This is a genomic window from Aeromonas sp. SrichE-2G, from assembly GCF_017939565.1.
Classification (GTDB): domain Bacteria; phylum Pseudomonadota; class Gammaproteobacteria; order Enterobacterales; family Aeromonadaceae; genus Aeromonas; species Aeromonas taiwanensis.
In genome coordinates, this window is record NZ_JAGKRG010000053.1 from 474,721 (window position 1) to 496,783 (window position 22,063).

At 56.2% G+C, this 22,063-nt stretch carries 20 protein-coding genes; 18 read left to right on the forward strand and 2 right to left on the reverse strand.

The window, feature by feature from the left end:
* Positions 1 to 49 precede the first annotated feature (49 nt).
* The 10 genes from J9885_RS18570 to J9885_RS18615 all read left to right on the forward strand — a co-directional run bounded on the left by J9885_RS18570 (position 50) and on the right by J9885_RS18615 (position 13,630).
* On the forward strand, positions 50 to 1,291 hold the full coding sequence (locus tag J9885_RS18570) for a flippase (protein ID WP_210550346.1): 1,242 nt from the start codon (positions 50 to 52) through the stop codon (positions 1,289 to 1,291).
* Between the two features lie 31 nt (positions 1,292 to 1,322).
* On the forward strand, positions 1,323 to 2,207 hold the full coding sequence (locus J9885_RS18575; protein ID WP_349237398.1) for a glycosyltransferase family 2 protein: 885 nt from the start codon (positions 1,323 to 1,325) through the stop codon (positions 2,205 to 2,207).
* Positions 2,208 to 2,244: 37 nt separating this feature from the next.
* On the forward strand, positions 2,245 to 2,787 hold the full coding sequence (locus tag J9885_RS20145) for a DapH/DapD/GlmU-related protein (RefSeq protein WP_282598313.1): 543 nt from the start codon (positions 2,245 to 2,247) through the stop codon (positions 2,785 to 2,787).
* A 45-nt stretch (positions 2,788 to 2,832) separates the two neighbouring features.
* On the forward strand, positions 2,833 to 3,744 hold the full coding sequence (locus tag J9885_RS18585; protein ID WP_210550348.1) for an NAD-dependent epimerase/dehydratase family protein: 912 nt from the start codon (positions 2,833 to 2,835) through the stop codon (positions 3,742 to 3,744).
* A gap of 159 nt (positions 3,745 to 3,903) precedes the next feature.
* Positions 3,904 to 4,956 carry a UDP-N-acetylglucosamine--undecaprenyl-phosphate N-acetylglucosaminephosphotransferase gene (gene wecA, locus J9885_RS18590; RefSeq protein WP_210550349.1) on the forward strand — a complete coding sequence of 351 codons (1,053 nt, stop codon included), beginning with the start codon at positions 3,904 to 3,906 and terminating at the stop codon, positions 4,954 to 4,956.
* A gap of 340 nt (positions 4,957 to 5,296) precedes the next feature.
* Positions 5,297 to 6,385, forward strand: coding sequence for a Wzz/FepE/Etk N-terminal domain-containing protein (locus J9885_RS18595; RefSeq protein ID WP_210550350.1), 1,089 nt, complete (start codon positions 5,297 to 5,299; stop codon positions 6,383 to 6,385).
* An 87-nt stretch (positions 6,386 to 6,472) separates the two neighbouring features.
* A complete protein-coding gene (locus J9885_RS18600) occupies positions 6,473 to 8,179 on the forward strand; it encodes a Wzy polymerase domain-containing protein (RefSeq protein WP_210550351.1) in 1,707 nt (568 codons plus the stop codon).
* 167 nt (positions 8,180 to 8,346) lie between these two features.
* A complete protein-coding gene (locus tag J9885_RS18605) occupies positions 8,347 to 8,790 on the forward strand; it encodes a glycine zipper 2TM domain-containing protein (RefSeq protein ID WP_210550352.1) in 444 nt (147 codons plus the stop codon).
* Between the two features lie 140 nt (positions 8,791 to 8,930).
* The gene (locus J9885_RS18610) at positions 8,931 to 9,587 is read left to right on the forward strand and encodes a DUF480 domain-containing protein (protein ID WP_210550353.1); all 657 of its coding nucleotides are present in this window, start codon (positions 8,931 to 8,933) and stop codon (positions 9,585 to 9,587) included.
* 182 nt (positions 9,588 to 9,769) lie between these two features.
* Positions 9,770 to 13,630, forward strand: coding sequence for a DEAD/DEAH box helicase (locus J9885_RS18615; protein ID WP_210550354.1), 3,861 nt, complete (start codon positions 9,770 to 9,772; stop codon positions 13,628 to 13,630).
* A gap of 95 nt (positions 13,631 to 13,725) precedes the next feature.
* Here the strand turns inward: J9885_RS18615 and J9885_RS18620 are convergent, their stop codons facing one another.
* Positions 13,726 to 14,619 (reverse strand): DNA replication terminus site-binding protein, encoded by an 894-nt coding sequence (locus J9885_RS18620; protein WP_210550355.1) that lies wholly within the window; start codon positions 14,617 to 14,619, stop codon positions 13,726 to 13,728.
* A 511-nt stretch (positions 14,620 to 15,130) separates the two neighbouring features.
* On the opposite strand from J9885_RS18620, the gene J9885_RS18625 reads away from it, so the two are divergent.
* From J9885_RS18625 to J9885_RS18655, 7 genes are all read left to right on the forward strand, one after another.
* Positions 15,131 to 15,340 carry a DUF1127 domain-containing protein gene (locus J9885_RS18625; protein WP_043759354.1) on the forward strand — a complete coding sequence of 70 codons (210 nt, stop codon included), beginning with the start codon at positions 15,131 to 15,133 and terminating at the stop codon, positions 15,338 to 15,340.
* A 270-nt stretch (positions 15,341 to 15,610) separates the two neighbouring features.
* Positions 15,611 to 16,636: a succinylglutamate desuccinylase gene (astE, locus tag J9885_RS18630; RefSeq protein ID WP_210550356.1), complete on the forward strand. Its 1,026-nt coding sequence runs from the start codon at positions 15,611 to 15,613 to the stop codon at positions 16,634 to 16,636.
* Between the two features lie 270 nt (positions 16,637 to 16,906).
* A complete protein-coding gene (gene pdhA / locus J9885_RS18635) occupies positions 16,907 to 17,998 on the forward strand; it encodes a pyruvate dehydrogenase (acetyl-transferring) E1 component subunit alpha (protein WP_210550357.1) in 1,092 nt (363 codons plus the stop codon).
* Positions 17,995 to 18,981: an alpha-ketoacid dehydrogenase subunit beta gene (locus tag J9885_RS18640; RefSeq protein WP_134695122.1), complete on the forward strand. Its 987-nt coding sequence runs from the start codon at positions 17,995 to 17,997 to the stop codon at positions 18,979 to 18,981. Before pdhA ends, J9885_RS18640 begins: the two co-directional genes overlap by 4 nt.
* A gap of 94 nt (positions 18,982 to 19,075) precedes the next feature.
* Positions 19,076 to 20,176 (forward strand): dihydrolipoamide acetyltransferase family protein, encoded by a 1,101-nt coding sequence (locus J9885_RS18645; protein WP_210550358.1) that lies wholly within the window; start codon positions 19,076 to 19,078, stop codon positions 20,174 to 20,176.
* Positions 20,177 to 20,383: 207 nt separating this feature from the next.
* Positions 20,384 to 20,593 (forward strand): cold-shock protein, encoded by a 210-nt coding sequence (locus J9885_RS18650; protein ID WP_005302803.1) that lies wholly within the window; start codon positions 20,384 to 20,386, stop codon positions 20,591 to 20,593.
* Between the two features lie 94 nt (positions 20,594 to 20,687).
* On the forward strand, positions 20,688 to 20,993 hold the full coding sequence (locus J9885_RS18655) for a hypothetical protein (RefSeq protein WP_210550359.1): 306 nt from the start codon (positions 20,688 to 20,690) through the stop codon (positions 20,991 to 20,993).
* On the opposite strand, the gene J9885_RS18660 is transcribed toward J9885_RS18655, so the two are convergent.
* Positions 20,980 to 21,228 (reverse strand): TIGR02647 family protein, encoded by a 249-nt coding sequence (locus J9885_RS18660; protein ID WP_210550360.1) that lies wholly within the window; start codon positions 21,226 to 21,228, stop codon positions 20,980 to 20,982. The two genes, J9885_RS18655 and J9885_RS18660, sit on opposite strands and share 14 nt — an antisense overlap.
* A gap of 248 nt (positions 21,229 to 21,476) precedes the next feature.
* Here J9885_RS18660 and J9885_RS18665 point away from each other — a divergent pair, with 248 nt between their 5' ends.
* Complete coding sequence (locus J9885_RS18665; protein WP_210550361.1) at positions 21,477 to 22,034, forward strand: hypothetical protein; 558 nt, start codon at positions 21,477 to 21,479, stop codon at positions 22,032 to 22,034.
* Positions 22,035 to 22,063: the final 29 nt, after the last annotated feature.

The window sequence follows — 22,063 nt, forward strand, 5'->3', positions numbered from 1 at the left end:
TTACTTGTTGGTTAGAATGCACTACTAAGCTAGTGAAATGAGGTCAACATTGGACAGGTTATTATTAAAGAATATTTTTTCACTTTTTAGTATACAGGCTGTTAATTATATACTTCCTCTTTTGATTATACCTAGATTGGTGCAGGTTTTGGGGGTTGATCTTTTTGGTGTTTACATTCTTATATTTACTGTAATACAGTATTTTATAATATTAAGTGAGTATGGTTTTAACTTGACAGCAACGCGGAAGTTGGCGATAAATATTGATAATAAAAAATTTGTGTCGAAGGTTTTTTCTTCGGTGATTCTGTCAAAGTTAATGATAGCGGCTTTGGGCTTTTCTATAATAAACAGTTATGTACTTTTAACATCTACTTATAGAGAGCATTTGATATATTTTAATTTAGGTTATCTAAGTGTTTTTGGGAGTGTGTTTTTTCCTGTGTGGCTTTATCAGGCATATGAAAAAATGCAATGGATTGCTGTCTGTAATTTTATCTCTCGTGTTTCTGGTGTTGTTCTTATTTATATTTTAGTCAATGATAAGCATGATTTCTCTTTGGCTATTATATTACAGGCGAGTATGCCATTAGTTGCCTCTGTTATTTCACTTTTTTATTGTTTTTCAACCAGGATGGTTTTTTTTGCTAGGGTTAATTTTCAGGATATAGCTGTTGAGATAAAAGATGGGTGGGACATTTTTGTTTCTACATCTTTTGTCAGTCTTTATACAACAAGCGTCCCATTGATTTTAGGGTACACATCTGGGGCCGCCAGTGTTGGTATTTATGCAGCAGCAGACAAAATTAGATTAGCAGTGCAATCAATAATTAATCCCGTGTCTCAAGCATTGTACCCAAGGCTAAGCAGGTTAATGCTTGAGAAGCAGGATGAGGCTTATGGTATAATTAGAACGGTTTTCAAATTCTTTGTTATCCCATTTTTTGTTTTAAGTTTAATATTAATGTGTTTTTCTGAACACATTATTAATGTGTTGTATGGTGATAGCTTGCCGGGTGCTGTTATTGTACTGAAAATTTTAATTTGGATTCCACCTGTAGTTGCCATTGCAAATATGCTCGGTATTCAGATTATGCTGCCTAAGGGGATGACTAAAGAGTTTAGTATTACCTATATAGTCTCGGGTGTTATAGGATTCCCTCTTCTAATAACCGGCGCATATTATTTCTCAGTTATAGGTGTGAGCATAATATCTGTTTTTATTGAGGTTGTGGTTATTTCTTTGTTTTTGATGTTCCTGAAGGGGCGCTCAAGTTGTTCAAGTCATTAAAATCATTCAAGTCTATAATTGGTTGTGAGCAATGATAATTATCTCGGTTTGTATACCTACAAAAGATCGTTTCGAGTTGTTGGTGGACACAATTCAGTCTATTATTTCTGATGGTGTTCCTGTGTCAAAGTATGAAATAGTTGTTGCTGATAATTCAGATGGCTATCAGGTAGAGGAATATTGCGTTCTTCTAGCTGAGAAAGGATATAACATAAGGCATGTTCGTAATCCAGTATTGGGTTTTTATAATTCAATAATTGCATTGAAGTCTGGCTCTGGGCAGTTACTAAAACTACACAATGATTATAGCTGCTTTATACCAGGCATGTTTTCTAAAATGGTCGATGTGGTTGAAAGGAATTTAGTTGATAAATCAACTCTGTTTTTTTCTAATAATACCTTGGGTTTATCGAGTGACCGATATTGTAATGATTTGAATGAATTTATCGGCTGCACTAATTTTCAGAATACTTGGAGTTCTGCTTTTAGTATTTGGAAGGCGGACTTGGAAAGAGTGCCAAATGCGAAAGAGCAATTGAATTATATGTTTCCACATACTTCACTGCTTTTTAATTGCAATACAAAATACTTGGTTTTGACGGGTTATTATTTTGATAATAAATCTGTACCAGGGAAAGGTGGGTATAACTTATTTCACTGTTTTTGTGTTAATTATTTAGGGATGTTAAGAAATGAAGTGGCAAAAAAATGTGTAACTAAAAGTACGTACTTAAAAGTGAAGTGGCTTTTGTACGTGAAATTTATTATTCCTTGGTATTATAAAACAGTCTATACTAGTCAAGGATATACATATATTGTTGATGATGCGGACTCTATAATAAAAGAAACTTATGGAAGGGTGGCGCTTTTGGCAATGAGGTTTGCTTGCCGACTAAAAAATATCACAATGAGGTGATTGTTAAATGGTGTTGAGGTTATTGAGGGAGCGATTTTTGATCGCGGTTCTTCGTGTGTTTTCATTTTTTTTCTTAAAAATAAGAAATAAATACTATTCATATGCATTGAATGCAGTGAATCTAATCGTTGGTCGTGGTGTGTCTATTGTTGGGTCTAAAAATATTTTTATCGGGAGGGGGGTTAATCTTGGGCGGTTTACGTGGTTGGATGCGATAGGGGAGGGCATGATTCACATTGGTGATAATGTTTCTTTAAGTCAGAATGTTCATATTGCAGCAGCGAAACTTGTTGTTATAGGGGACGGGTGTCTGATTGGTAGTGATGTTTTGATTACAGATCATAACCATTCATTTGGTGTTGATTATCTTGATATTTTGCCGAGTTCTAGGCCTCTTGATGTTAGAGGGGGGACTGTTCTTGGTAAGCATATTTGGCTTGGTGATAATGTTAAAATTTTGTCGGGTGTTGTTTTGGGTGATAATGTAGTTGTGGCAGCTAATTCGGTTGTTACTAAATCTTTTCTTGGTAATGTAGTAATTGCTGGTAATCCTGCCAAGGTGATTAAAAACATCTTGTGAAAAAACTATTTTACCACAGAGTATTAATGATATGAGTACATGTTTATGAATAAAAAGGTATTAATAGTCGGTGGTTCAGGTTTCATTGCTAAAAATTTAATAGAAAAATTGGTTTCAGAATCTTATGATGTTTCGGTTTATGGTAGAAATAGTCCGTCTGTATGCACGGCTAATGTGAGATATATTGAGGGGGAGTTGGGTACTATAGCGTCAAACATGAGAGATATTGATGGCTCTTATTTTTCTGATGTTATATATTTATCAAACAATATCCCTGTTAATTCCTCTGTAAATAATTACAACGAGCTTGTTGGGATAAATAAAATCGCAATTGATTATCTTTGCAAAGTGACGAGTCGATTTGTTTTTTTTTCTTCCGGTGGAAGGGTTTATGCCGATAGTCTCTTCTCACATAGAGAGACAGATCTTCTTGGGGCCCGCTGCCTCTATGGTAAAAGTAAAATTGAACTTGAGCATTATGTATCGGCAGCGGCAAATATAAATAGATGTGATTTCTTGATTGTTCGCCCATCTAATCCTTATGGACGTTATCAGCTATTGAATTCTAACCAGGGGTTGATTTCAGTCACCATCGGTAAAGTATTGTCTAATAGTCCTGTCGAAATATGGGGTGGGGGGGCGGAGATTCGAGATTATATATTCATAGATGATTTCATTGACTCATTTTATCGTTTGTTATCGTTTCGTGCTCTTCCTTATAATATATTTAATATCGGTTCAGGACTCGGTCATTCAACATTAGAAGTTGTGACGACAATACTAAATTTGATGGGTAGACATGATGTTGTTGTTGATAAAGTTAATGTCAATCATGCCCTGATACCATCGAATATTCTTTGTAACGACAGATTGTATGAGGTTATTGGCCGTAAATCATACACCTCATTATCAGATGGTATCAGAAAACTCCTTGATTATCATCGTAACACGCCTTAATGATTATTATATTTAGGCTTGTGTTTTTAGGTGTGAATTTCATGTCCCTTTAGGTAGGGGATGTATAATTATTGTTTTATTTTCATGGAATATAAAGAATATAAAGAATGTAATAAATAATTTATTGATTTAATTAAGCTATCACTATGGAGTTAGATGGTGGAATTATCACTGCTTTTTTTTACATCATTTATGATTTTGTTTTTTGCAAGAAAGATTGCTCAAAAAATAAAATTGGTAGACAGGCCTAATGAGCGAAAACTACACCAGGGGCAGATTCCATTGGTTGGCGGCATATCAATATACTTAACATTGATGTTATCTTTATGGTATAAACCAGGTTTATTGGTTCACACTGACATTTATTTGCTTTGTTCTTCAGTTTTAGTAATTCTTGGTGCTATTGATGATAAATATGATGTTGACTATCGTATTCGTTTAGTTGCTCAAGTCTTTATTTCATGTGTGATGATTTTTGGTGCAGGTCTATCCTTAAAAAGTCTTGGTTTTCTATTTTTTGGTTATGAATTTAATTTAGGGCCGTTAGGATACATTGTAACTGTATTTGCTGTTCTAGGTGCAATAAACGCATTTAATATGGTGGATGGGATTGATGGGTTATTAGGTGGACTTACAATGGTTACCTTTGGTGCATTATCTTATATTCATTATGCTGATGGTCAATTGCCTCTCGCTCGTTTCTGTCTGTTGATGATGATTGTCGTTGTCCCCTATATTTGTTTGAATTTAGGATTCCCATTTGGCATGCGAAAAAAAGTATTTATGGGAGATGCTGGTAGCATGTTTATCGGCTTTACCGTTATATGGGTTTTGCTACAGGGGACTCAGGGGCCGAGGGCTCAAATGAACCCGGTTACAGCGCTTTGGTTGATTGCTATCCCATTAATGGACATGACATGTATTATGGTACGACGTATACGTAAAGGTGTTTCGCCATTTAAACCAGATCGTGAGCATCTACATCATATCTGCCTGCGAGCGGGGCTATCATCTCATCAGGCGTTGGTGGTAATTTGTGGTATTGCGATCTTGTTGGCCGTTACCGGTATTGCCCTTGAATATGGTGGTGTGCCTGAATGGATTAGCTTGCTGTTGTTTGCTCTGGTTTTTTTACTCTATTACAAGTTACTTAACAATATCTGGCGTATTCTGGCTAAAATAAGACCAAAGACTGCCAGTGAGCCTCGCTGAGTTACCTCCATTTTTTATTTCTCAACTACAGTCATTGTATCCTTGTTATTATTAGATGGTAACGGTTGATTTAGGTGGGTACTACTATGGCAATTAAATCCGATTCATTATCTGTGCATCTACAAGCAGGGGGATTACAATCTTAGCAGCTGGTTGCTTTGGTTCAACTGCTGTGGTTTAGTGCAACGATTACTATGTTCATTAACTGGAAACATTGCTTAAGTGGTCAGATCCGATACTGGCTATTGGGTGGCTCCTGATGGATAATTCGCCACTGTTTTTGTCAAACTAAGACAGTTTCGTTCCTTTTTTGGTAATCCCTTCATTTTTAGAGCCCAATATGAAAAAACAGGTACTCGATAATTCGAACAGTAAATTGCCTCAGGGTTGGCAAGCCTCTTCAGGTGACGAAATCGATCTTCGTGAATTGCTTCTGGTGTTGTGGCGCCAGAGACTCCTTATTTTGCTGATTTCGACCCTTTTTGCCGGGGTTGGCATCACCTATGCTCTGCTGGCTCCACAGACCTGGGTCAGTCAGGCCGAAATAAAGTTACCTACTCTCAAGGAGGTGGAGTCGCTTGAGCTCAACATTAATCAGTTGATCAATGCCCAAGTGCCTGCAACGGCTTTCACCTCCTTTGACAAGAAAGCGCTCTATGTTGACTTTGTCGATAATTTCAACAGCTTTAATAATAAGCGCCAATTCTTGGTTGAAAGGGGCTACTTGGACGCAGAGGCTACTCAGCGCGAGATCACTGATCCGAAAGGAAAACGGAGGTTGCTCAAGACGATGGCTGAGGGGATCAGCGCCAAGGCTCCGGACAAGTTGCGAGAGGATGTCACCCTTTCCTTCGCTGCAGACAGTGCGGTCGAAGCTAAGGCTCGCTTGGAGCAATACATCTCCTTTATCCAGCAGCAGGAGTCGACGAACAAGGGTAAGGAGCTCACCACCATCTGGCAGAGCCGGATCAAGACATTGCAAACCCAGTATGAAAGTGCCAAGGCCGATACTCTCAAGCAACTGGAAGATGACATACAGCGTACCTCATACAGCCTGCGTATCAGCCAAGCAGCAGGGATCGATTCTCCGGTCGAGAATCTCAATATCCGCGATGGTTTTGCTATCGACTTGGGAGCCCGCGCGTTGGCGGAGAAACTCAAGGTTTTAAAGGAGATAAAAAACCCTGATATATTAAATCCGGCTCTGAGTGCTCTTCGCCTACAACTGAGCAGCCTTCAGGCTATCAAGCCCGAGAAACTGCCATTCAACTCTTTCTCCTACTTAGCCTCGCCAAGCGAGCCCTTGAGCCGTGACAAGCCCAAGCGTCCCTTGGTCGTGGTGCTGGCCACCCTGCTTGGCGGCATGCTGGGAGTGGGAATCGTGCTGGTGCGCCATGCTTTTCGCAAGCATGAGCCAGAGCAGGCATAATCGTTACTAGATGAATCAAAGGGGGGCTTAGCCCCCTTTTTGTTTCTTGGGTGGAGTGATGAACATGAGTGAGTGGGGTCAGGGAAGATGACGTCAACTGCAAGGGCTTTTGTGGTGGTCAGCGTGCTGTACTGGCTGCTTGGCATGCATTTCTTTATGCACAACCCAGGCGGGGCCGGGCTCTATCTGCCGTTCAACGCCTGGGGCTGGATCTTCGCCAGCCTGGTCATGGCGCTTGGGCTGTGGCAGATCACGCTCAACCAGCGGCTGATCGCCTCGCCGCTGCTGATGACCTTGTGGTTTGCAGGTTTGCTGCTGCTGTTGCCCATGGCCTATCCAGGCTTTGAGCTCAAGGACTACGCCATTCCCCGTCTGCTGGGGCTGTTTGCCGGGCTGCTGTTTTTGGTGAGCCTCTATCAGTGGCGGTTTGATAGAGAGGCGCGCGACAGGCTGCTCTATTTGCTGCTCGGTGCCGTGGCAATCGAAGCGCTGCTCGGCCTGGTGCAGTATTACCTGCTGGTACCGGGTAACTGGATAGGCTACGACACCCGGGTCAACCGGCCCTACGGCATCTTTCAGCAGCCCAACGTGATGGCGAGTTTTATGGCGACCGGTCTGTCGCTGGCCATCTGGCTGGAGATGAGGGGGCACGCCAACCCCTGGCTCAAGGGATTGCGTTATGGCGTGATCCTCGCGACGTCGGTGTTGCTGGTGGTGTTGCAATCCCGGGTGGGGCAGCTGGGTGGGCTGCTGGCACTGTTCCTGCTTGTTCCGCAGCTCTATCGCCAGCACCAGCTGGGCAGGGTTCTGGCGCTGGTTGGGTTGGGCATCGCCCTGGGGCTGCTATCTCTGTACGGGTTGTCAGGGGCCAAGCGTGGACTGGAAGCATATCAATCCGGCGGCATGCGCTCCATCTACTGGCCTTACGCTGCCAAGCTTATCGCAGAGACACCCTGGACCGGCTGGGGTTATGGCAGCTTTGAGTCGGTGTTCCTCCATCACTACATGGCCGACAAGGCGCTGAACCCGGCCATGGTGCAGATCGAATACAACCTCGATCACCCTCACAACGAGTTCCTCTACTGGGCGGTGGAAGGAGGCCTGGCTCCCATGGTGGGCATGGTGCTGATGGGGGTTGCCCTGCTGTGGCGTGTGAGTCGGGCTGGCTGGGTCAAAGGCACCGCCTTGCTGGCGCTGGTGACCCCCATTCTGCTGCATACCCAGACCGAATACCCGTTCTACCACGCCATCGCCCTGTGGTGGGCGCTGTTGCTGCTTATCCATGTGGTGGACGCGGAAGTGGAGGAGCAGGAGCATGCGAATTGGCGGGAATATGTCTGTCGCCCCTGGCTCTTGTTGCGCTTCGCGGCTATCGCCATTCCCCTCATCGTCGTGCCCTTTATGCTGACGGCCATTCACACGGCCTGGGTGGTGACCAAATATGAGCGGGGCGGTTACAAACAGCCGGCACTCCTGCTCGACATCGTCAATCCCATGGCCTGGCTGGCCCGGGTGGAGTTTGACGTGAATGCGGTGCGCCTCATGGTGGGCCTGCAGGCCAACAACAAGGTCGAGCTGGAGGCCTATCTCGACTGGGGGAGGGCATTCGTGCGCCACACCCCCAGGGCCAACATCTACGCCAACATGGTGATCGCCCTCAATGCTCTGGGTCGCAGTGGGGAGGCTGAGCGCCTGCGCACCGAAGCCCTGATGCTCTATCCGGGTGAGCCCTTGCTCACCGGCTCGGCGGCCAAACCGGTTGCCGCGACGCTGGAGCGTGCCCCCTCTTCATAGTCAGGTGTGACAGCACTCGGGATCTCCATCACGGCCGCTTTGCGGCCGTGATCATTTCCACACTGGGCAAGCTGGCAGTCAGCTTGGATCAGGTAGCCTCCCGAGAGGGATGGCTGGCCGCGGCAAGGCGGTGCCATCGCGTCTTGACTGTTACCGGAGCCGATATCGTGAAGAAGAGTGCGTTCATCGTCATCAGCCTGTTCACCCTGATGGGGCCGCCCACGCTTGCGGGCACCAGCGCCGTGGTGGAATACGGCACAGTGCAGGAGAGTCGTCTCATCACCCAAGCGGCGTCTCACCAGAGCGGGGCCCGTCCTCTTCGCACCCTGGGAGCCGCGGCGCTCGGCGCCGCCGTGGGCAGCCAGTTTGGCGGTGGCTCAGGCCAGACAGTCGCGACCACAGTGGGGGCCGTCGCGGGGGCCGAGGTCTCGCGGCGCCGCCAGGGGGACAGCGTTCAGAGCAAGCCGAGGGTCGAGCTGCTGATCAAGACGGAGGCGGGAAAACTGCTGAGCGTCATGCAGGAGCAGGATCCTGCTTTCACCTTTGCCAGGGGGGAGAGGGTGCGCATCCTGACCATGGGGGCGGATACCCGGGTCGACAAGTCGCTCTAGGGCAGTGCCGGCAGTGGCGGATTGCTCAAGGTTGCAGCAAGGGGGTCATCGGTTCGCAAAAATGGGGTTCTCTGCTGGACGGCGGGCACGCCTTGGCTAAGATAACCGTCTTAACGTCTTGTTTGGCAAGGGAGTATGACATGGAGATAGTACTTGGCCCGCTGGAGGCTCGCGTTATCGGCTGCCTGATTGAGAAAGAGATCTGCACGCCGGATCAGTACCCTCTCTCGCTCAATGCGCTGGTCAACGCCTGCAACCAGAAGAGCAACCGCGAGCCCGTGCTGGAGCTCGCCGAGCTCGACATCCGCGCCGTGATCGACGAACTGATCCGCCGCCGCCTGGTGGTCAATACCGCCGGTTTCAACGCCCGGGTGCCCCGTTACCAACACCGCTTCTGCAACACCGAATTTGGCGAGCTCAAGTTCACGGCCCAGGAGCTCGGCATCGTCTGCGAGCTGCTGCTGCGCGGCCCGCAGACCCCGGGTGAACTGCGCTCGCGGACCAACCGTCTGTGCAGCTTCGACGACGTGACCGAGGTGGACGGGGTGCTGGCCGGGCTCATCGAGCGCGGCCCCTACGTGGTCAAGCTGCCCCGGGAGCCGGGCAAGCGGGAGTCCCGTTACGCCCACCTGTTCAGCGGGGAGATAGATCTGGATGCCCTCGCCGAACAGATGCCCGTTGCCGGCAATTATGCCTCGCCGGCGGCGGACAGGCTGGCGGCCCTGGAGGAGGAGGTCGTGACCCTCAAGGCGCAGTTGCAGGCCCTGGAAGCCCGCCTGGCACAGCTAGAAGGCTGAGCGCCAAGCCAGATCCCCCTCATGAGGCGCTGCGGCGCCTCTTTTATTGCGCCGGCCAACCTTCTGGTGGGCGACCCATCCGGCATTATCCTCCGCTTTTTTTGCACTATTTGATCCTTAAGGGTCGAGCCGCCGCCGCTTTCCCGTTAAAATTCCGCCTTTGCATCTGCCCGTGAGTTCCGATGTCAGCCTTCACCCTCTCTTCGGATTGCCATGCCCTGCTCAGCGAGCTGCAACTGCAGCGCGCCGCCAGCACCCGTTACCTGCAAGACACGCTGTACCCGCAGCACACGCCCGAGCAAACGCTGACCGACACCTTGAACCAGTTGCAACACCTGGGGCTGATCCGACAGCGTACGGAACAGCAGTGGAGCCTGACGGCGGAGGGAACCCTGACCCTGATCCTGGCGGTGCGAGCGGGGGAGTGCCCCATGCCGGACTGGAGCCGGGTGCCCTCGGTCACGGGCCAGGAGATGGCCCAAGGGGTGGTGCGTCAGCTCTGTCTGGGGGAGGCGGGGCAGATCCCGCCCTATTACTCGGCGGCTGAGCTGCTGAGCCTGCTGGATCTCCCCGATGCCCACCGCCTGCTGCCGGGCTCGAGCCCGGCCTGGCAAACCCTGCTGCTGGAACACTTCGCCCTGCAGACCCTGCTGGACGCCGAGCCGGACGCGAATTGGCCGCTGACCCCGGTGGTCGCGGCCTGTGGTCCGGCACTGACGGCGCAGGCCGATGCGCTGGCTGCCGAGTGGGCGTGGCTCTGCGGCCCGCTCGGCGGCGAGGTGATCACTCACTGGCCGGCGCTGCAGCGACTGGCCGAGCAGGGGGATGAAGGCCCCCTGCTCGAGCGGCTCCTGGGGGCCCTCGACCAGTGGCGGGCGGGGGGAGAAGCCTCCTGGCCCAGGATGTTCAGTGCCTTGCTCTGGTTGGGGTGGCTGCAACAGGCGGATCCCGTGCGGGCCAGCGAACAGCGCAAGAAGTGGCAGCGCAGCCTGGGTCATGGCTTCCCTTTGCTGGCGGATCTGCTGGGGCAGTGGGCCGGTGATCGCCACGGTCAGGCCGTCGGCCTGTTCGATACCCTGCAGTTACCGCCGGAGGAGCTCCACTGGGGCTACCTCTGGCTCGATCTCTGCGCCCTCGCGCGCCACGGCGAGCAGAGCCCCCAGGTGGTCATACTGCACAAGTGGGACCTCTCCCACGTGCTGGGGGCCGAGCCCCGCCACCGGCTGATGGCCTTCTGCCAGGATCTGCTGCGGCTCCTGCTGGGCAGGGAGGTGCGCCATGCCCCGCTGCATGCATTGCGTGTCGCCACCCAGGAGGAGGCTGAGCCGGATGACGAGGGCAAGGCGCCCGCATCGGCCAACTGGCTCAACTGGTTGCAGGGGCTGGGGCGCTCGAGCGGCGTGCGCAAGCCGCAGGAGCGGCTGGTCTGGCTGCTCCACGCCGAGGGACCCGAGCTCGAATGCAAGATCCAGAAGCAGAGCACCAAGGGGGAGTGGACCGCCGGGCGCCGGGTCGATCCGGCCCTGCTCTCCACCCAGTACGCCAGCCTGCTGGACGAGGCGGACTGGGCGTTGGTGCGCACCCTGCCACGCAACATGGGCAAGCTGCCGCGAGACGCCTGGGAGCCCCTGGCGAGCCATCCGCGCCTGTTCAATGCCAGGGGGCAGAGGCTGCAACTGGCCATCAGCGCCCCCCTGCTGCAGATAGTGCGGGTTGACGGTGCCGGCGAGCAGGCGCCTCACGAGGTGCACATGAGCGCCTTGCTGAGCCCGGCTGCCGCGGCCCGTGGCGCCCATATCGTGCCCCTGGCCCAGGATCTGTGGCAGCTGATCCTGACCCCCCAGGCGCTGGTCGACAGGCTGCCTGCACTGGCTTCCATTCCGATGCTGCCACCGGCGGGGCTGGAGGAGCTGCAACGGGTCCTGGATGCCATCCCGGATCTCCCCTGGCACAGCCAGGTGGCGGGGCTTTCGGGCAATGCCGAGTTGGCCCCCTGGCCCGGCGTCCCCTCGGTCCAGCTGGACTGGCAGGAGGGGCAGCTGGTGGTCCAGCTGGTGACCCGCGAGGGCGAACAGCCCCCCTTGCCCCTGGGCAAGGGGGAGGCCATCGTGCGCCAGGGGATCCGCGAGTACCACTATTGGCAGCGTGATCTGGCCGCCGAGAAGGCGGAGGCCCAGCGGCTGCGCAACCAGCTGCCCATCGGCCTGCCCGGTATCGAGTGGAAGCTGGATGGCGAGCAGGCGCTGACCCTGGTCAACGCCTTGCCCGAGCTGGTGGACGCCGGTGTGGTCGTGCACTGGCATCAGGACAGCGCAAGGCTCAAGAGCCTGGACGAGGCAGCCCTGAGCCTGCGCATCGAGCGGCGCCAGGACTGGTTCCAGGTGGAGGGGGCCCTGGCGCTGGACGAGCACCAGATCCTCGATCTGCGCCTCATCCTGCGCCAGCTGACTCCGGGTCAGCGCACCGTCCAGCTAGACGAGAAGACCAGCCTGATGCTGAGCGACAAGCTGGTGGAGCGCCTCACCGTGCTGGGGGCCATGCTGGACGGCGAGCAGCGCATCAGCCACAAGCTGGCCTACCCGCTCACCCGCCTGCTCTCCGTCATTACCACGGAGGGAGACGACGCCTGGCACGCCCTGCAGCAGGAGTGGCAACAGGAGGTGAGCTGCCCACCCGAGCTCCTGACGGCGCTGCGGGACTATCAGAAGGAGGGGGTGCGCTGGATGGCGACCCTTGCACACCACGGCTTCGGGGCCTGCCTGGCCGACGACATGGGCCTTGGCAAGACGCTGCAGGCGCTCATCGTACTGCGCATGCGCCAGCACCTGGGCCCGGCCCTGGTGGTGGTGCCCAAGTCAGTGGTCACCAACTGGCAGGAAGAGGTGGCACGGTTCGCCCCCGAGCTGGAGGTGGTGGTGTTCGACAACCCCGCCGAGCGGGCGACGCTGATCCAGGAGGCCAGGGCCGGGCAGATCGTCCTGGTCAACTACGGCATGCTCGGCAGCCTGTCCCAGTCCCTCAAGTCCCGCCATTGGGCGAGCATGGTGCTGGACGAGGCGCAGCAGATCAAGAATGCCGGCACCCAGCGCGCCAAGCTGCTGTTCCAGCTCGACGGTGATTTTCGCCTGGCCCTCTCCGGCACCCCCATCGAGAACCATCTGGGGGAGTTGTGGAGCCTGTTCAGCTTCATCAACCCCGGCCTGCTCGGCAGCCTCGGGGAGTTCAAGCGTCGCTTCGGCAAGGCGGTGAAGGATCCCCAGCACATGGCGATGCTGCGGGCGGTGATCAGCCCCTTCATCCTGCGTCGCCTCAAGCAACAGGTGCTGAAAGAGCTGCCGGACAAGACCGAGATCATCCACCACATCAGCCTCTCCCCGGAGGAGCGCCAGCTCTACGAGGCGACGCGGCGCGAGGTGGTGCAGCAGGTGCAAAGCGCCGATGGCCGGGCCCTGATGCACGTGCTGAGCGGCCTGACCCGGCTGCGGCGCCTCTGCTGCTCCCCCCAGCTGGTGATGCCGGAGTGGTCCCAGACCAGCAGCAAGCTGGACGAGGCCATGGCGCTGCTGGACGAGGCCATCGACGGCGGCCACCGGGTGCTGGTGTTCAGCCAGTTCGTCGATCTGCTGAGCCTGCTGCGCAGCCGCATCGAGCAGCGCCAGTGGGACTACTGCTATCTGGACGGTGGCTGCTCCGCCAAGTCCCGTCAGGAGTCCATCCTGCGCTTTCGCCACGAAGCGGTGCCCCTGTTTCTCATCAGCCTCAAGGCGGGGGGGACCGGGCTCAACCTGACCCAGGCCGATACCGTCTTGCACCTGGACCCCTGGTGGAACCCGGCGGTGGAGGATCAGGCGAGCGATCGGGCTCATCGCATGGGGCAGACCCAGCCGGTGACCGTGTACCGGCTGGTGTGCGAGCAGACGGTGGAGGAGAAGATAGTGGCGCTGCACGACGAGAAGCGGGCCCTGGCAGACGGCCTCCTGAGCGGCCAGTCCGAGGTGAAGGGGCTGGATGTGGAGAGCCTGCGGGCCCTGCTGATGAGCTGACGGGCAATCACGGACGAGGGGGAGCATCATGCTCCCCCTCGTCGTTTTCGGGTTGTGTGGCCGGCCGGTGCTGGCGAGGAGCGTTATTGCCCGTGTTACCCCTGATAGAGGTAGAGGTGCAGCCGCTCTATGATGGGATCGCCGCCAATCTTGCGATCCCGCCGGGCCTGGCGCAGCTTGGGCGGGTAGTGCCCCAGGTGGGTGACGCCGGGGGGCGTGTCGGAGCAGAGCAGCAGCGGCAGGCTCGCCTTGAGCTGCTGCTTGCGTGGCTCCCTGTCCTGCCAGAGCAGGTTGATCATGGGGTGGGTCTTGACCGGCCGGCGGATCCGAAGCTCGGCATCCGCCGGCAGACGGCGAATGTCGTACACCTCCTGATCCACCATCTTGCTCCACTCCTCGTTGTCCGACAGCGCCGGGATGTAGCGGCGGCTGCGCTCAAGCATCTCCAGCACCTGCTCGCGGCTGAGGCGGCTGATGCTCTGCTTGTCGGCCCAGGTGAAGCCGAGGGAGTGGAGCTCCCCCTCGAGCAGGGTCAGCTTGCGATAGACCTGCAGGGTGATGACGCCGGGCAGGGCGCCGTGCACCAGCTCGAACTTCTCGTCCCGCCCGCCGGCGGCCTGTACCAGGGTCTTGAAGGCGAGCTTGTGGCCGTTGATCTCTTCGAGCAGCGGGCGCAGCCATGCAGCGCTGGCGGCGGGGAAGCGCAGCCAGCCCGGCAGCCGGTGCGTGGCCTTGGTGGAGCAGCCGGGGCGGGCGCTGTGATCCTGAAAGGCCGCCAGGGTTGCGGCCAGCGCCGCCTCGCCCGAGAGGTGGCCCACGTCGATGGTCTCGATGGGATCGTGCTCTTCCCCCTGCGCCACGGGAGGGAGAGGATAGACATGGGCCTCCAGCAAATCGAGCTGGCCGAGCTGCCGGGCGAGGCGGGCCAGGGCCTCTTCCAGCAGGACCATCTGCTGACGCAGGGCGGCGGTGGGGGTGAAGGTATCCATCGGCAGGTCCTGTGTGTGGCCTCTCCATCGTTCACCGGGGAGGGCAGCATGATAAACTACTGTATAAATAACCATACCAGCATGTCGACAGAGTGCCAAGTGCCCCTTTTTCACCCCAAGCGGTGCAATCAGTCTGGCGGCCAGGCCGAGTTACCCATCAGTATCTTTCTGTTAAATAACGATCTTTAAATGATCCAATCGTTAACAATTGACGGTGAGGGCACCCGGGGCGCTCGTTGCCGCCCTAGTGACCAGTGCATAGCTAACATGGGAAAGTGCATAGTTAGAAGCCCGGGATGCAGGAGAAAATGCTGCCGAGTGGTCAAAGGTGATTGTTGGTTGTTATTTTGTAGATAATTCATGTGGTTACAGTGTTAGGTGTGGCGACATCAACCATTACTTTTACTAATGTAATGTATCAAAATTCGTCAATTGAGACGCCTCGGCGGCCTGACTAAGCTCTGCGCATCAAATCCGAGCCTTGCGCAGAACTAGAGAGAGGAGCCATATCATGGCCAACATGACTTATACCGAAGCCGGTTACCAGCATTCCAGCGAATCGAATCTGGTTGCTCGCGCCAAGATGACCGTACTGACCTGGCTGGAACGCAGCCGCAGCCGCCGCCAGCTCTCCGAGCTGCCCGCCTACCTGCTCAAGGACATCGGTCTGAACGAAGCCGACCGCTATCAAGAGACCACCAAGCCGTTCTGGCGTGGTTGATCAGCCGGGCATGGATGCCTTGTTTTTTTGCTGATTGTTTGGGCATGATGCCCATGGCCCGACCTGAGGCCTGATTTTCTCCCTGTGTGTTGCAGCCCCCCGATACGGCTTCCTGCCTTTTGCTCCCCCTTATGTTCGTGCCTCACGAGCAGCCATCATCAGTTGTTAATGTTGTATCCTTACTGTTTGAATTTGTTTAAAAACTGATTTTCAGCCCGCCCGCTTTACGTATAATCCGCCCATGGTATTCCCGACAAGAGGGTGAGATGGATGATTCCCCAGCATGACTTTTTGGCCCTGACACGCCGCCACGAGTGGCAGCTTGATCCCTTCGCCTTCGACCTGCCTGATGGCACCAGAGTGAGCGTATGGGACACAGGTGTGCTCTGCCTGGAACCTGCCCATGGGGCAGGGGAGCTGCCGGGGGGGCGCAAGGATATCGTGCTCTCCTGCGGCATCCACGGCAACGAGACCGCTCCCATCGAGATCTGCAACCAGCTGCTGGGCCGGCTGCTCAGCGGGGAGCTCAGGGCCCGCCACCGGGTGCTGTTCCTCTTTGGCAACCCCGCAGCCATGAACCAGGGGCTGCGGGAGGTGGAAGAGAACATGAACCGGCTCTTCTCCGGCGCCCACAGCAGGGGGGAGGGGCTGTGCAACCGGGAGCGCATTCGCGCCATGCGCCTGGAGCAGTATGTGAGCCGCTTCTTTGCCAACCCGGCCAGACCCCGCTATCACTACGATCTGCACACCGCCATCCGCGGCTCGCGCCACGAGAAGTTTGCCGTCTATCCCTTCCCCCACGAGCGCCCGCACTGCAAGGAGCAGGTGCGCTTCCTCGGGGCCTGCGGCGTACGCACCATACTGCTTTCGAGCGGTCCGACCACCACCTTCAGCTATTACAGCTCGCACCAGCACGGCGCCCATGCCTTCACCGTGGAGCTGGGCAAGGTGCGCCCCTTCGGCGAGAACGACATGACCCGTTTCATCGAGGCGCGCCAGGCGTTGCAGGAGCTGGTGACCCAGGACGAGGTGCAGCTCGAGCCCTGGCAGGCGGATGACTTCACTATCTTTGCCATCGATCGTGTGATCAACAAGCAGTCGGCCCAGTTCCGCTTCCTGTTTGCCAGCGACGTGGACAATTTCACCGAGTTTCCCCAGGGGTTTGTGCTGGCCGAAGACGGGGATCTGCAATACAAGGTAGAAAAACCGCGGGAGGCGGTGGTCTTCCCCAACGCCAACGTGGCCATCGGCCAGCGCACCATGCTGCTGGTGGTGCCTACCCGCTTGTGGGAGTGACTCGGGTCTGCCTTCTCGAAGCAAACCCGCGCCCCGGGCGGCCGACAGCGCCGCTCTTCGGGGAGAAGTGATCCCGAACTCACTCTGGAAGGGAGCCTGAATAGGCTCCCTTCTACGTTTCTGCTCGCCGAAAATTCACTGCCTTTCAGAAATTAAAGAAGTTTCTACTGGTCTTACCTGACTGAATCCCATTGCCCTTTGATTAACATTCTATTTACATTCTAAGGGTCACCTCATGGTGGTGACGATGACAACGGCAAGGAGCCAGTTATGACCCATGTCGACATCCCCTTCCTTCGTTACCTCGATGAGGAGGGGCGCCCGGTCGCAACACTGCCGACCTGGCTGGACAAGGCGATACTGCACACCTTCTACCGCAACATGGTGATGGTGCGCAGCTACGACAAGAAAGCGATTGCACTGCAGCGGACCGGCAAGCTCGGCACCTTCCCCTCCCACCTCGGTGCCGAGGCGGTAGGGATAGGGGTCGGTCTCGCCATGCAGCCCCAGGATGTCTATGTGCCCTACTATCGGGACATGCCCACCCTCTACGTGCGTGGGGTACCCATGGAGCAGAACCTGCAGTATTGGGGCGGGGATGAGAGGGGCAGCGTCTTTTACAAGGCCGATGGCGAGCTGTCGGAAGATCTGCCTATCTGTGTGCCCATCGCGACCCAGATCACCCACGCCGCCGGGGTGGCGGCCGCCTTCAAGCTGCGCAACCAGCCCAGGGTGGCCGTGGTCACCATCGGCGATGGCGGCACCTCCAAGGGGGACTTCCTCGAGGGGCTCAACTGCGCCGGTGTCTGGCATCTCCCCATGGTGATGATCATCAACAACAACCAGTGGGCCATCTCGGTGCCCCGCAAGCTGCAGTCGAGCGCCCCGACCCTGGCCCAGAAAGGGATAGGGGCCGGGGTGCGCAGCATCCAGGTCGACGGCAACGATGTGGTGGCCGTCTTCGATGCGACCCGCACCGCCATCGAGCGTGCCCGCAGTGGCAAGGGGCCGACCCTCATCGAGGCGGTCAGCTACCGGCTCGGGGATCACACCACCGCCGACGATGCGACCCGTTATCGCGACGGCGCCGAGGTGGAAGCCGCCTGGGCCAAGGAGCCTGTCAAGCGGCTGCGCCAGTTCATGGCCGGGCAGGGGTGGTGGGATGAAGCGCTGGAGCAGGCGCTGCTGGCGGAGGCAAGCCGGGAAGTCGAGCGCGCCGTCGCTGCCTATGAGGCCGTGACGCCCCAGGCGCCGGAAACACTGCTGGATTACCAGTTTGCCGAGCTGCCGAAGGACTATCACGCCCAGCGTCGGCGCATCATCGCCAAGGGCATGCAACAGCATGGCGGGGAGGAAGCATGAGTGATATGACGTTGCTTGAGGCCGTCAATCTGGCGTTGCACCACGAGATGGAACACGACCCCGACGTGGTGGTGCTGGGAGAGGACGTGGGGGTCAACGGCGGGGTATTTCGTGCCACCGTGGGCCTGCGCGACAAGTTCGGCTTCAAGCGGGTGATAGACACGCCGCTGGCGGAGGGGCTGATCGCCGGGGTGGCGGTGGGCATGGCAACCCAGGGGCTCAAACCCGTCGCCGAGTTCCAGTTCCAGGGGTTCATCTTCCCCGGCATGGAGCAGATCGTCTGCCAGGCGGCACGCATGCGCAACCGCACCCGTGGCCGCCTCACCTGCCCCATCGTATACCGCTCGCCCTATGGCGCCGGCATCCACTCCCCCGAACACCACAGCGAGAGCGTGGAGGCGTTGTTTGCCCACATCCCCGGGCTGAGAGTGGTCATCCCCTCCAGCCCGAGACGGGCCTATGGTCTGTTGCTCTCGGCCATTCGCGACCCGGATCCCGTGCTCTTCTTCGAGCCGGATCGCATCTATCGCTCCATGAAGTCGGACGTGGTGGATGACGGCGTCGGCCTGCCCCTGGATGTCTGCTTCACCCTGAGACCGGGCCGGGATCTGACCGTGGTCGCATGGGGGGCCTGCATCCAGGAGGTGATGCGGGCAGCCGCGCAGCTGGCGGAGCAGGACATCCAGTGCGAGGTGCTGGATCTCGCCACCATCAAGCCGCTGGACATGGAGACCATTCTGACCTCGGTACGCAAGACCGGGCGTCTGCTGGTGGTGCACGAGGCCTGCGGCAGCTTCGGGGTGGGGGCCGAGATAGTGGCGCGGGTGACCGAGGAGGCGCTTACCAGCCTCAAGGCTCCCCCCAGGAGGCTGACCGGGGTGGATGCCGCCGTCCCCTACTATCGCAACGAGGAGTATTACCTCATCACCGAGCAGGATATCGCGGAAGCGGCTCGCCAGTTGATGGAGAACAAATGGCTATGACGTTACAAGGATGTCTGCGAGCAGGCGGCCGGGCAACGCCCCGCCATGCATGCTGTCAACTTTTGGTGATGTCTCTGCGGATGGAGAACGGGTCATGAAATTTTTCAAATTACCGGATCTGGGTGAAGGACTGGCCGAGGCCGAGATCGTCGAATGGAAGGTGAGTGCCGGCGATACCGTGAGTGTCGATCAGGTGCTGTTGTCGGTGGAGACCGCCAAGGCGCTGGTGGATGTGCCCTCGCCGGTGGCCGGGGTGATCGCCCGGCTGTGCGGCCAGGAGGGGGACATCATGCACATCGGCGCCCCCCTGGTGGAATTCGAGGGGGGCGAGGACGACGGAACCGTGGTGGGCAAGGTCAGCTCCCATCAGCAGCACATCGAGGATCACTTCGTGGTGGGGGCCATGGCCCCCGGTGGTAGCCTGGTGCAAGCCATGCCTGCAGTGCGCCTGCTGGCGCAAAAGCTGGGGCTGGACATCGACAGGATCAAGGGCAGCGGCAACGCCGGCATGGTGACCGAACAGGACGTGCAGAGCGCCTTCGAGGGCCAGCAGGAGAGCGGCAACGAATTCCTCAAGGGATCGCGGCGCGCCATGGCAAAAGCGATGGAGCACTCTCACCAGACTGTGGTGCCGGTCAGCATCACGGACGAGGTGGATTTGCGCCACTGGCGGGCTGACGAAGACGTGACGGTGCGCCTCATCAAGGCGATTGGCGTCGCCTGTCGGGCCGAGCCTTCCATGAATGCCTGGTTTGACGGAGACACCCTGTCGCGGCGCCTGTTCAAGGAGGTCAACGTGGCCATTGCCGTGGATTCCAGGCACGGGCTCTATGTGCCGGTGATGGAGAATGTGGCAGAGCGGGGCAGGGCTGACATCCGCCAGGGGCTGGATCGGATGATCGCCGACGTGAAGGCGCGGGCCGTGCCGCGGGAGATGCTGCAGGGGGCGACCATCACGCTCACCAACTTCGGCGCCATCGCGGGCCGTTACGCCAGCCCCATCGTCACGCCACCCCAGGTGGCCATCATAGGGGCGGGGAAACTGTTCGAGAAGGTGGTGTTCGTGCATGGGGAAGCGCGCCCGGTGAGGGCACTGCCGCTGTCGATGACGTTCGATCACCGGGCCTGTACCGGCGGCGAGGCGGCACGCTTCCTCAAAGCCCTGGTTCAGGCACTGGAATCTGCGGAGGTATAAGCGTTTGTACCCTGCCTCTGGCAGGGTACAAATTTGTTTGCGTAATCGACAAAGGGACGTATAATCTCAACCAGCTTGAAAGGGCGATAGTTATGTCAATGAATATGATGTTTTGCATCTTTTCCTGTTGTTCATAAGTTAATCCCGTTTTTTGAGCTTTATCCGCTGAAAAGCATAAGTAATTATTTTGAATACAGGTTTAAAGATATGTCCAACATGATCACCGGTACCGTCAAGTTCTTCAACGAAACCAAAGGCTTTGGCTTCATTCAGCAAGAAAACGGCCCGGACGTTTTCGTTCACTTCAGCGCCATCCAAGGTAACGGCTTCCGTACCCTGGCTGAAGGTCAGCGCGTACAGTTCTCTGTGACCCAAGGTCAGAAAGGCCCGCAGGCTGAGAACGTAACTGCTCTGTAATTCTTACAGAATTTAAGAAAGCCGTGGTACCTCTGGTGCCACGGCTTTTTGTTTTGTGGCATCTTTATTATATCCCCTTGCCATGGCCCTCACTATGCTCCCATCACTCCTCTTGACTCTGACGCTGCTCACTCCCGTCAATGCCCAGATGGCGGATCCCGTTGCCCGCGATGCCGTGTCCGTGTGCCAGCAATTCGTTCAGGTCAGGCTGGGAGAGGCGACGCTGCCGGAAGAGGTGAAAGCACGGCCTGTACCAAAACGGGCGGGTGAGTGGCTGATCGATGGCAAGATAAAAGGACCCGAAGGTCCTTTGCTGTTTGCCTGTCTGCTGCGCCAGGGGGAGCACTGGGAGTTGCTCAACTTCTCGCTCTGGGCGCCGCAAGAACTCAACTCGGCTTGAGTGCGGCCAGCAGGTGCTGGAGATGTTCCAGCATGGTCATCCCGAAGGGGGTCAGATAGCCGCCATCGGTGGCGCTGATGAGGCCCTGGCTGTGCAGACGCTCCGCCGCCTGGCACAGCTCGCTGGACATGTCGCTGCGCAGCTTGATCCCCTGGCTCATGTTTGCCGGATCAAAGCATGCCAGTATTTTCAGCTCATTCACAAAATCGTCAGAAACCTGGTTGATCCCACTCATGGATGCACTCCTTAACGCTAAAGATGTATGCAACCTAGCATCCCCGGTGCCACTTTAGTGGGCGCTGGCTCAAACTATTGGCCTTTATCGGGACCCGTGCGGCGAGAACGCTGCTTTTTTGGGCTGTGACATGCCGCTCGCCGGGTGGGCGGGGCAGGGCCCGAGTCCCCCCAAACATGATAGAATGGGTTCTCGTTTACTCCCATGGCCGGGTATGACGCCGGGTCATTCAGTTCAAGGCGCGTCTCATGACAACTGTCACTCTGGTATCTCTGCTGCACTCCCTGGGCCCCCGTTTTCCCGTCTACGCCCCGTCCTTGCTGCTGCCCTTGCTCGATGGGCATCAGGGGGATCTCTGGTTGCCACCCATCGAGGGGGAGGATGTCGGTGCCCTGCGCCAACATGCCAAGGGGAAGGCAGCTCAGAGCCTGGCGCCGCTGGCGGCGGGCTGGTGTGACTTTGCACTCTCTGACGGGGGGGATGCGCCCGAACTCGAGGCGCTGGCGAGCTACGATGAGGAGATGCTGGACAACCTGCTGATGTACTGGCGCTACCCGGACAAGATAAACAGCCCGATCACCGATAACCTGTTCGAGCTGCGCCGGGAGGTGGTGGATGAGGCTCATGGCGCCAGACTGGCGGGGGTCTGGCAACAGCAACAGCAGGCGCGGCTCGGGCAGATCATGGAAGGGGCGCGGGCCGGGCGCGATCAACTCTGTTTCGTGGAGGTGGAGTCCGCCTACTGGCTGCGCCAGCAGTTGATGGAGCTGGATGGCATCACCCTGGTGACGCCGACCCTGGAATGAGGCGCCGACGTGTCTCCTGCTGGACAAGG

Excerpts from the sequence above, each read along its gene's own strand:
- J9885_RS18575 (WP_349237398.1), top strand. The coding sequence starts at position 1,323 with ATGATAATTATCTCGGTTTGTATACCTACAAAAGATCGTTTCGAGTTG.
- J9885_RS18585 (WP_210550348.1), top strand. The coding sequence starts at position 2,833 with ATGAATAAAAAGGTATTAATAGTCGGTGGTTCAGGTTTCATTGCTAAA.
- J9885_RS18595 (WP_210550350.1), top strand. The coding sequence starts at position 5,297 with ATGAAAAAACAGGTACTCGATAATTCGAACAGTAAATTGCCTCAGGGT.
- J9885_RS18600 (WP_210550351.1), top strand. The coding sequence starts at position 6,473 with ATGACGTCAACTGCAAGGGCTTTTGTGGTGGTCAGCGTGCTGTACTGG.
- J9885_RS18610 (WP_210550353.1), top strand. The coding sequence starts at position 8,931 with ATGGAGATAGTACTTGGCCCGCTGGAGGCTCGCGTTATCGGCTGCCTG.
- J9885_RS18615 (WP_210550354.1), top strand. The coding sequence starts at position 9,770 with ATGTCAGCCTTCACCCTCTCTTCGGATTGCCATGCCCTGCTCAGCGAG.
- J9885_RS18620 (WP_210550355.1), bottom strand. The coding sequence starts at position 14,619 with ATGGATACCTTCACCCCCACCGCCGCCCTGCGTCAGCAGATGGTCCTG.
- J9885_RS18625 (WP_043759354.1), top strand. The coding sequence starts at position 15,131 with ATGGCCAACATGACTTATACCGAAGCCGGTTACCAGCATTCCAGCGAA.
- astE (WP_210550356.1), top strand. The coding sequence starts at position 15,611 with ATGATTCCCCAGCATGACTTTTTGGCCCTGACACGCCGCCACGAGTGG.
- pdhA (WP_210550357.1), top strand. The coding sequence starts at position 16,907 with ATGACCCATGTCGACATCCCCTTCCTTCGTTACCTCGATGAGGAGGGG.
- J9885_RS18640 (WP_134695122.1), top strand. The coding sequence starts at position 17,995 with ATGAGTGATATGACGTTGCTTGAGGCCGTCAATCTGGCGTTGCACCAC.
- J9885_RS18645 (WP_210550358.1), top strand. The coding sequence starts at position 19,076 with ATGAAATTTTTCAAATTACCGGATCTGGGTGAAGGACTGGCCGAGGCC.
- J9885_RS18650 (WP_005302803.1), top strand. The coding sequence starts at position 20,384 with ATGTCCAACATGATCACCGGTACCGTCAAGTTCTTCAACGAAACCAAA.
- J9885_RS18655 (WP_210550359.1), top strand. The coding sequence starts at position 20,688 with ATGCTCCCATCACTCCTCTTGACTCTGACGCTGCTCACTCCCGTCAAT.
- J9885_RS18660 (WP_210550360.1), bottom strand. The coding sequence starts at position 21,228 with ATGAGTGGGATCAACCAGGTTTCTGACGATTTTGTGAATGAGCTGAAA.
- J9885_RS18665 (WP_210550361.1), top strand. The coding sequence starts at position 21,477 with ATGACAACTGTCACTCTGGTATCTCTGCTGCACTCCCTGGGCCCCCGT.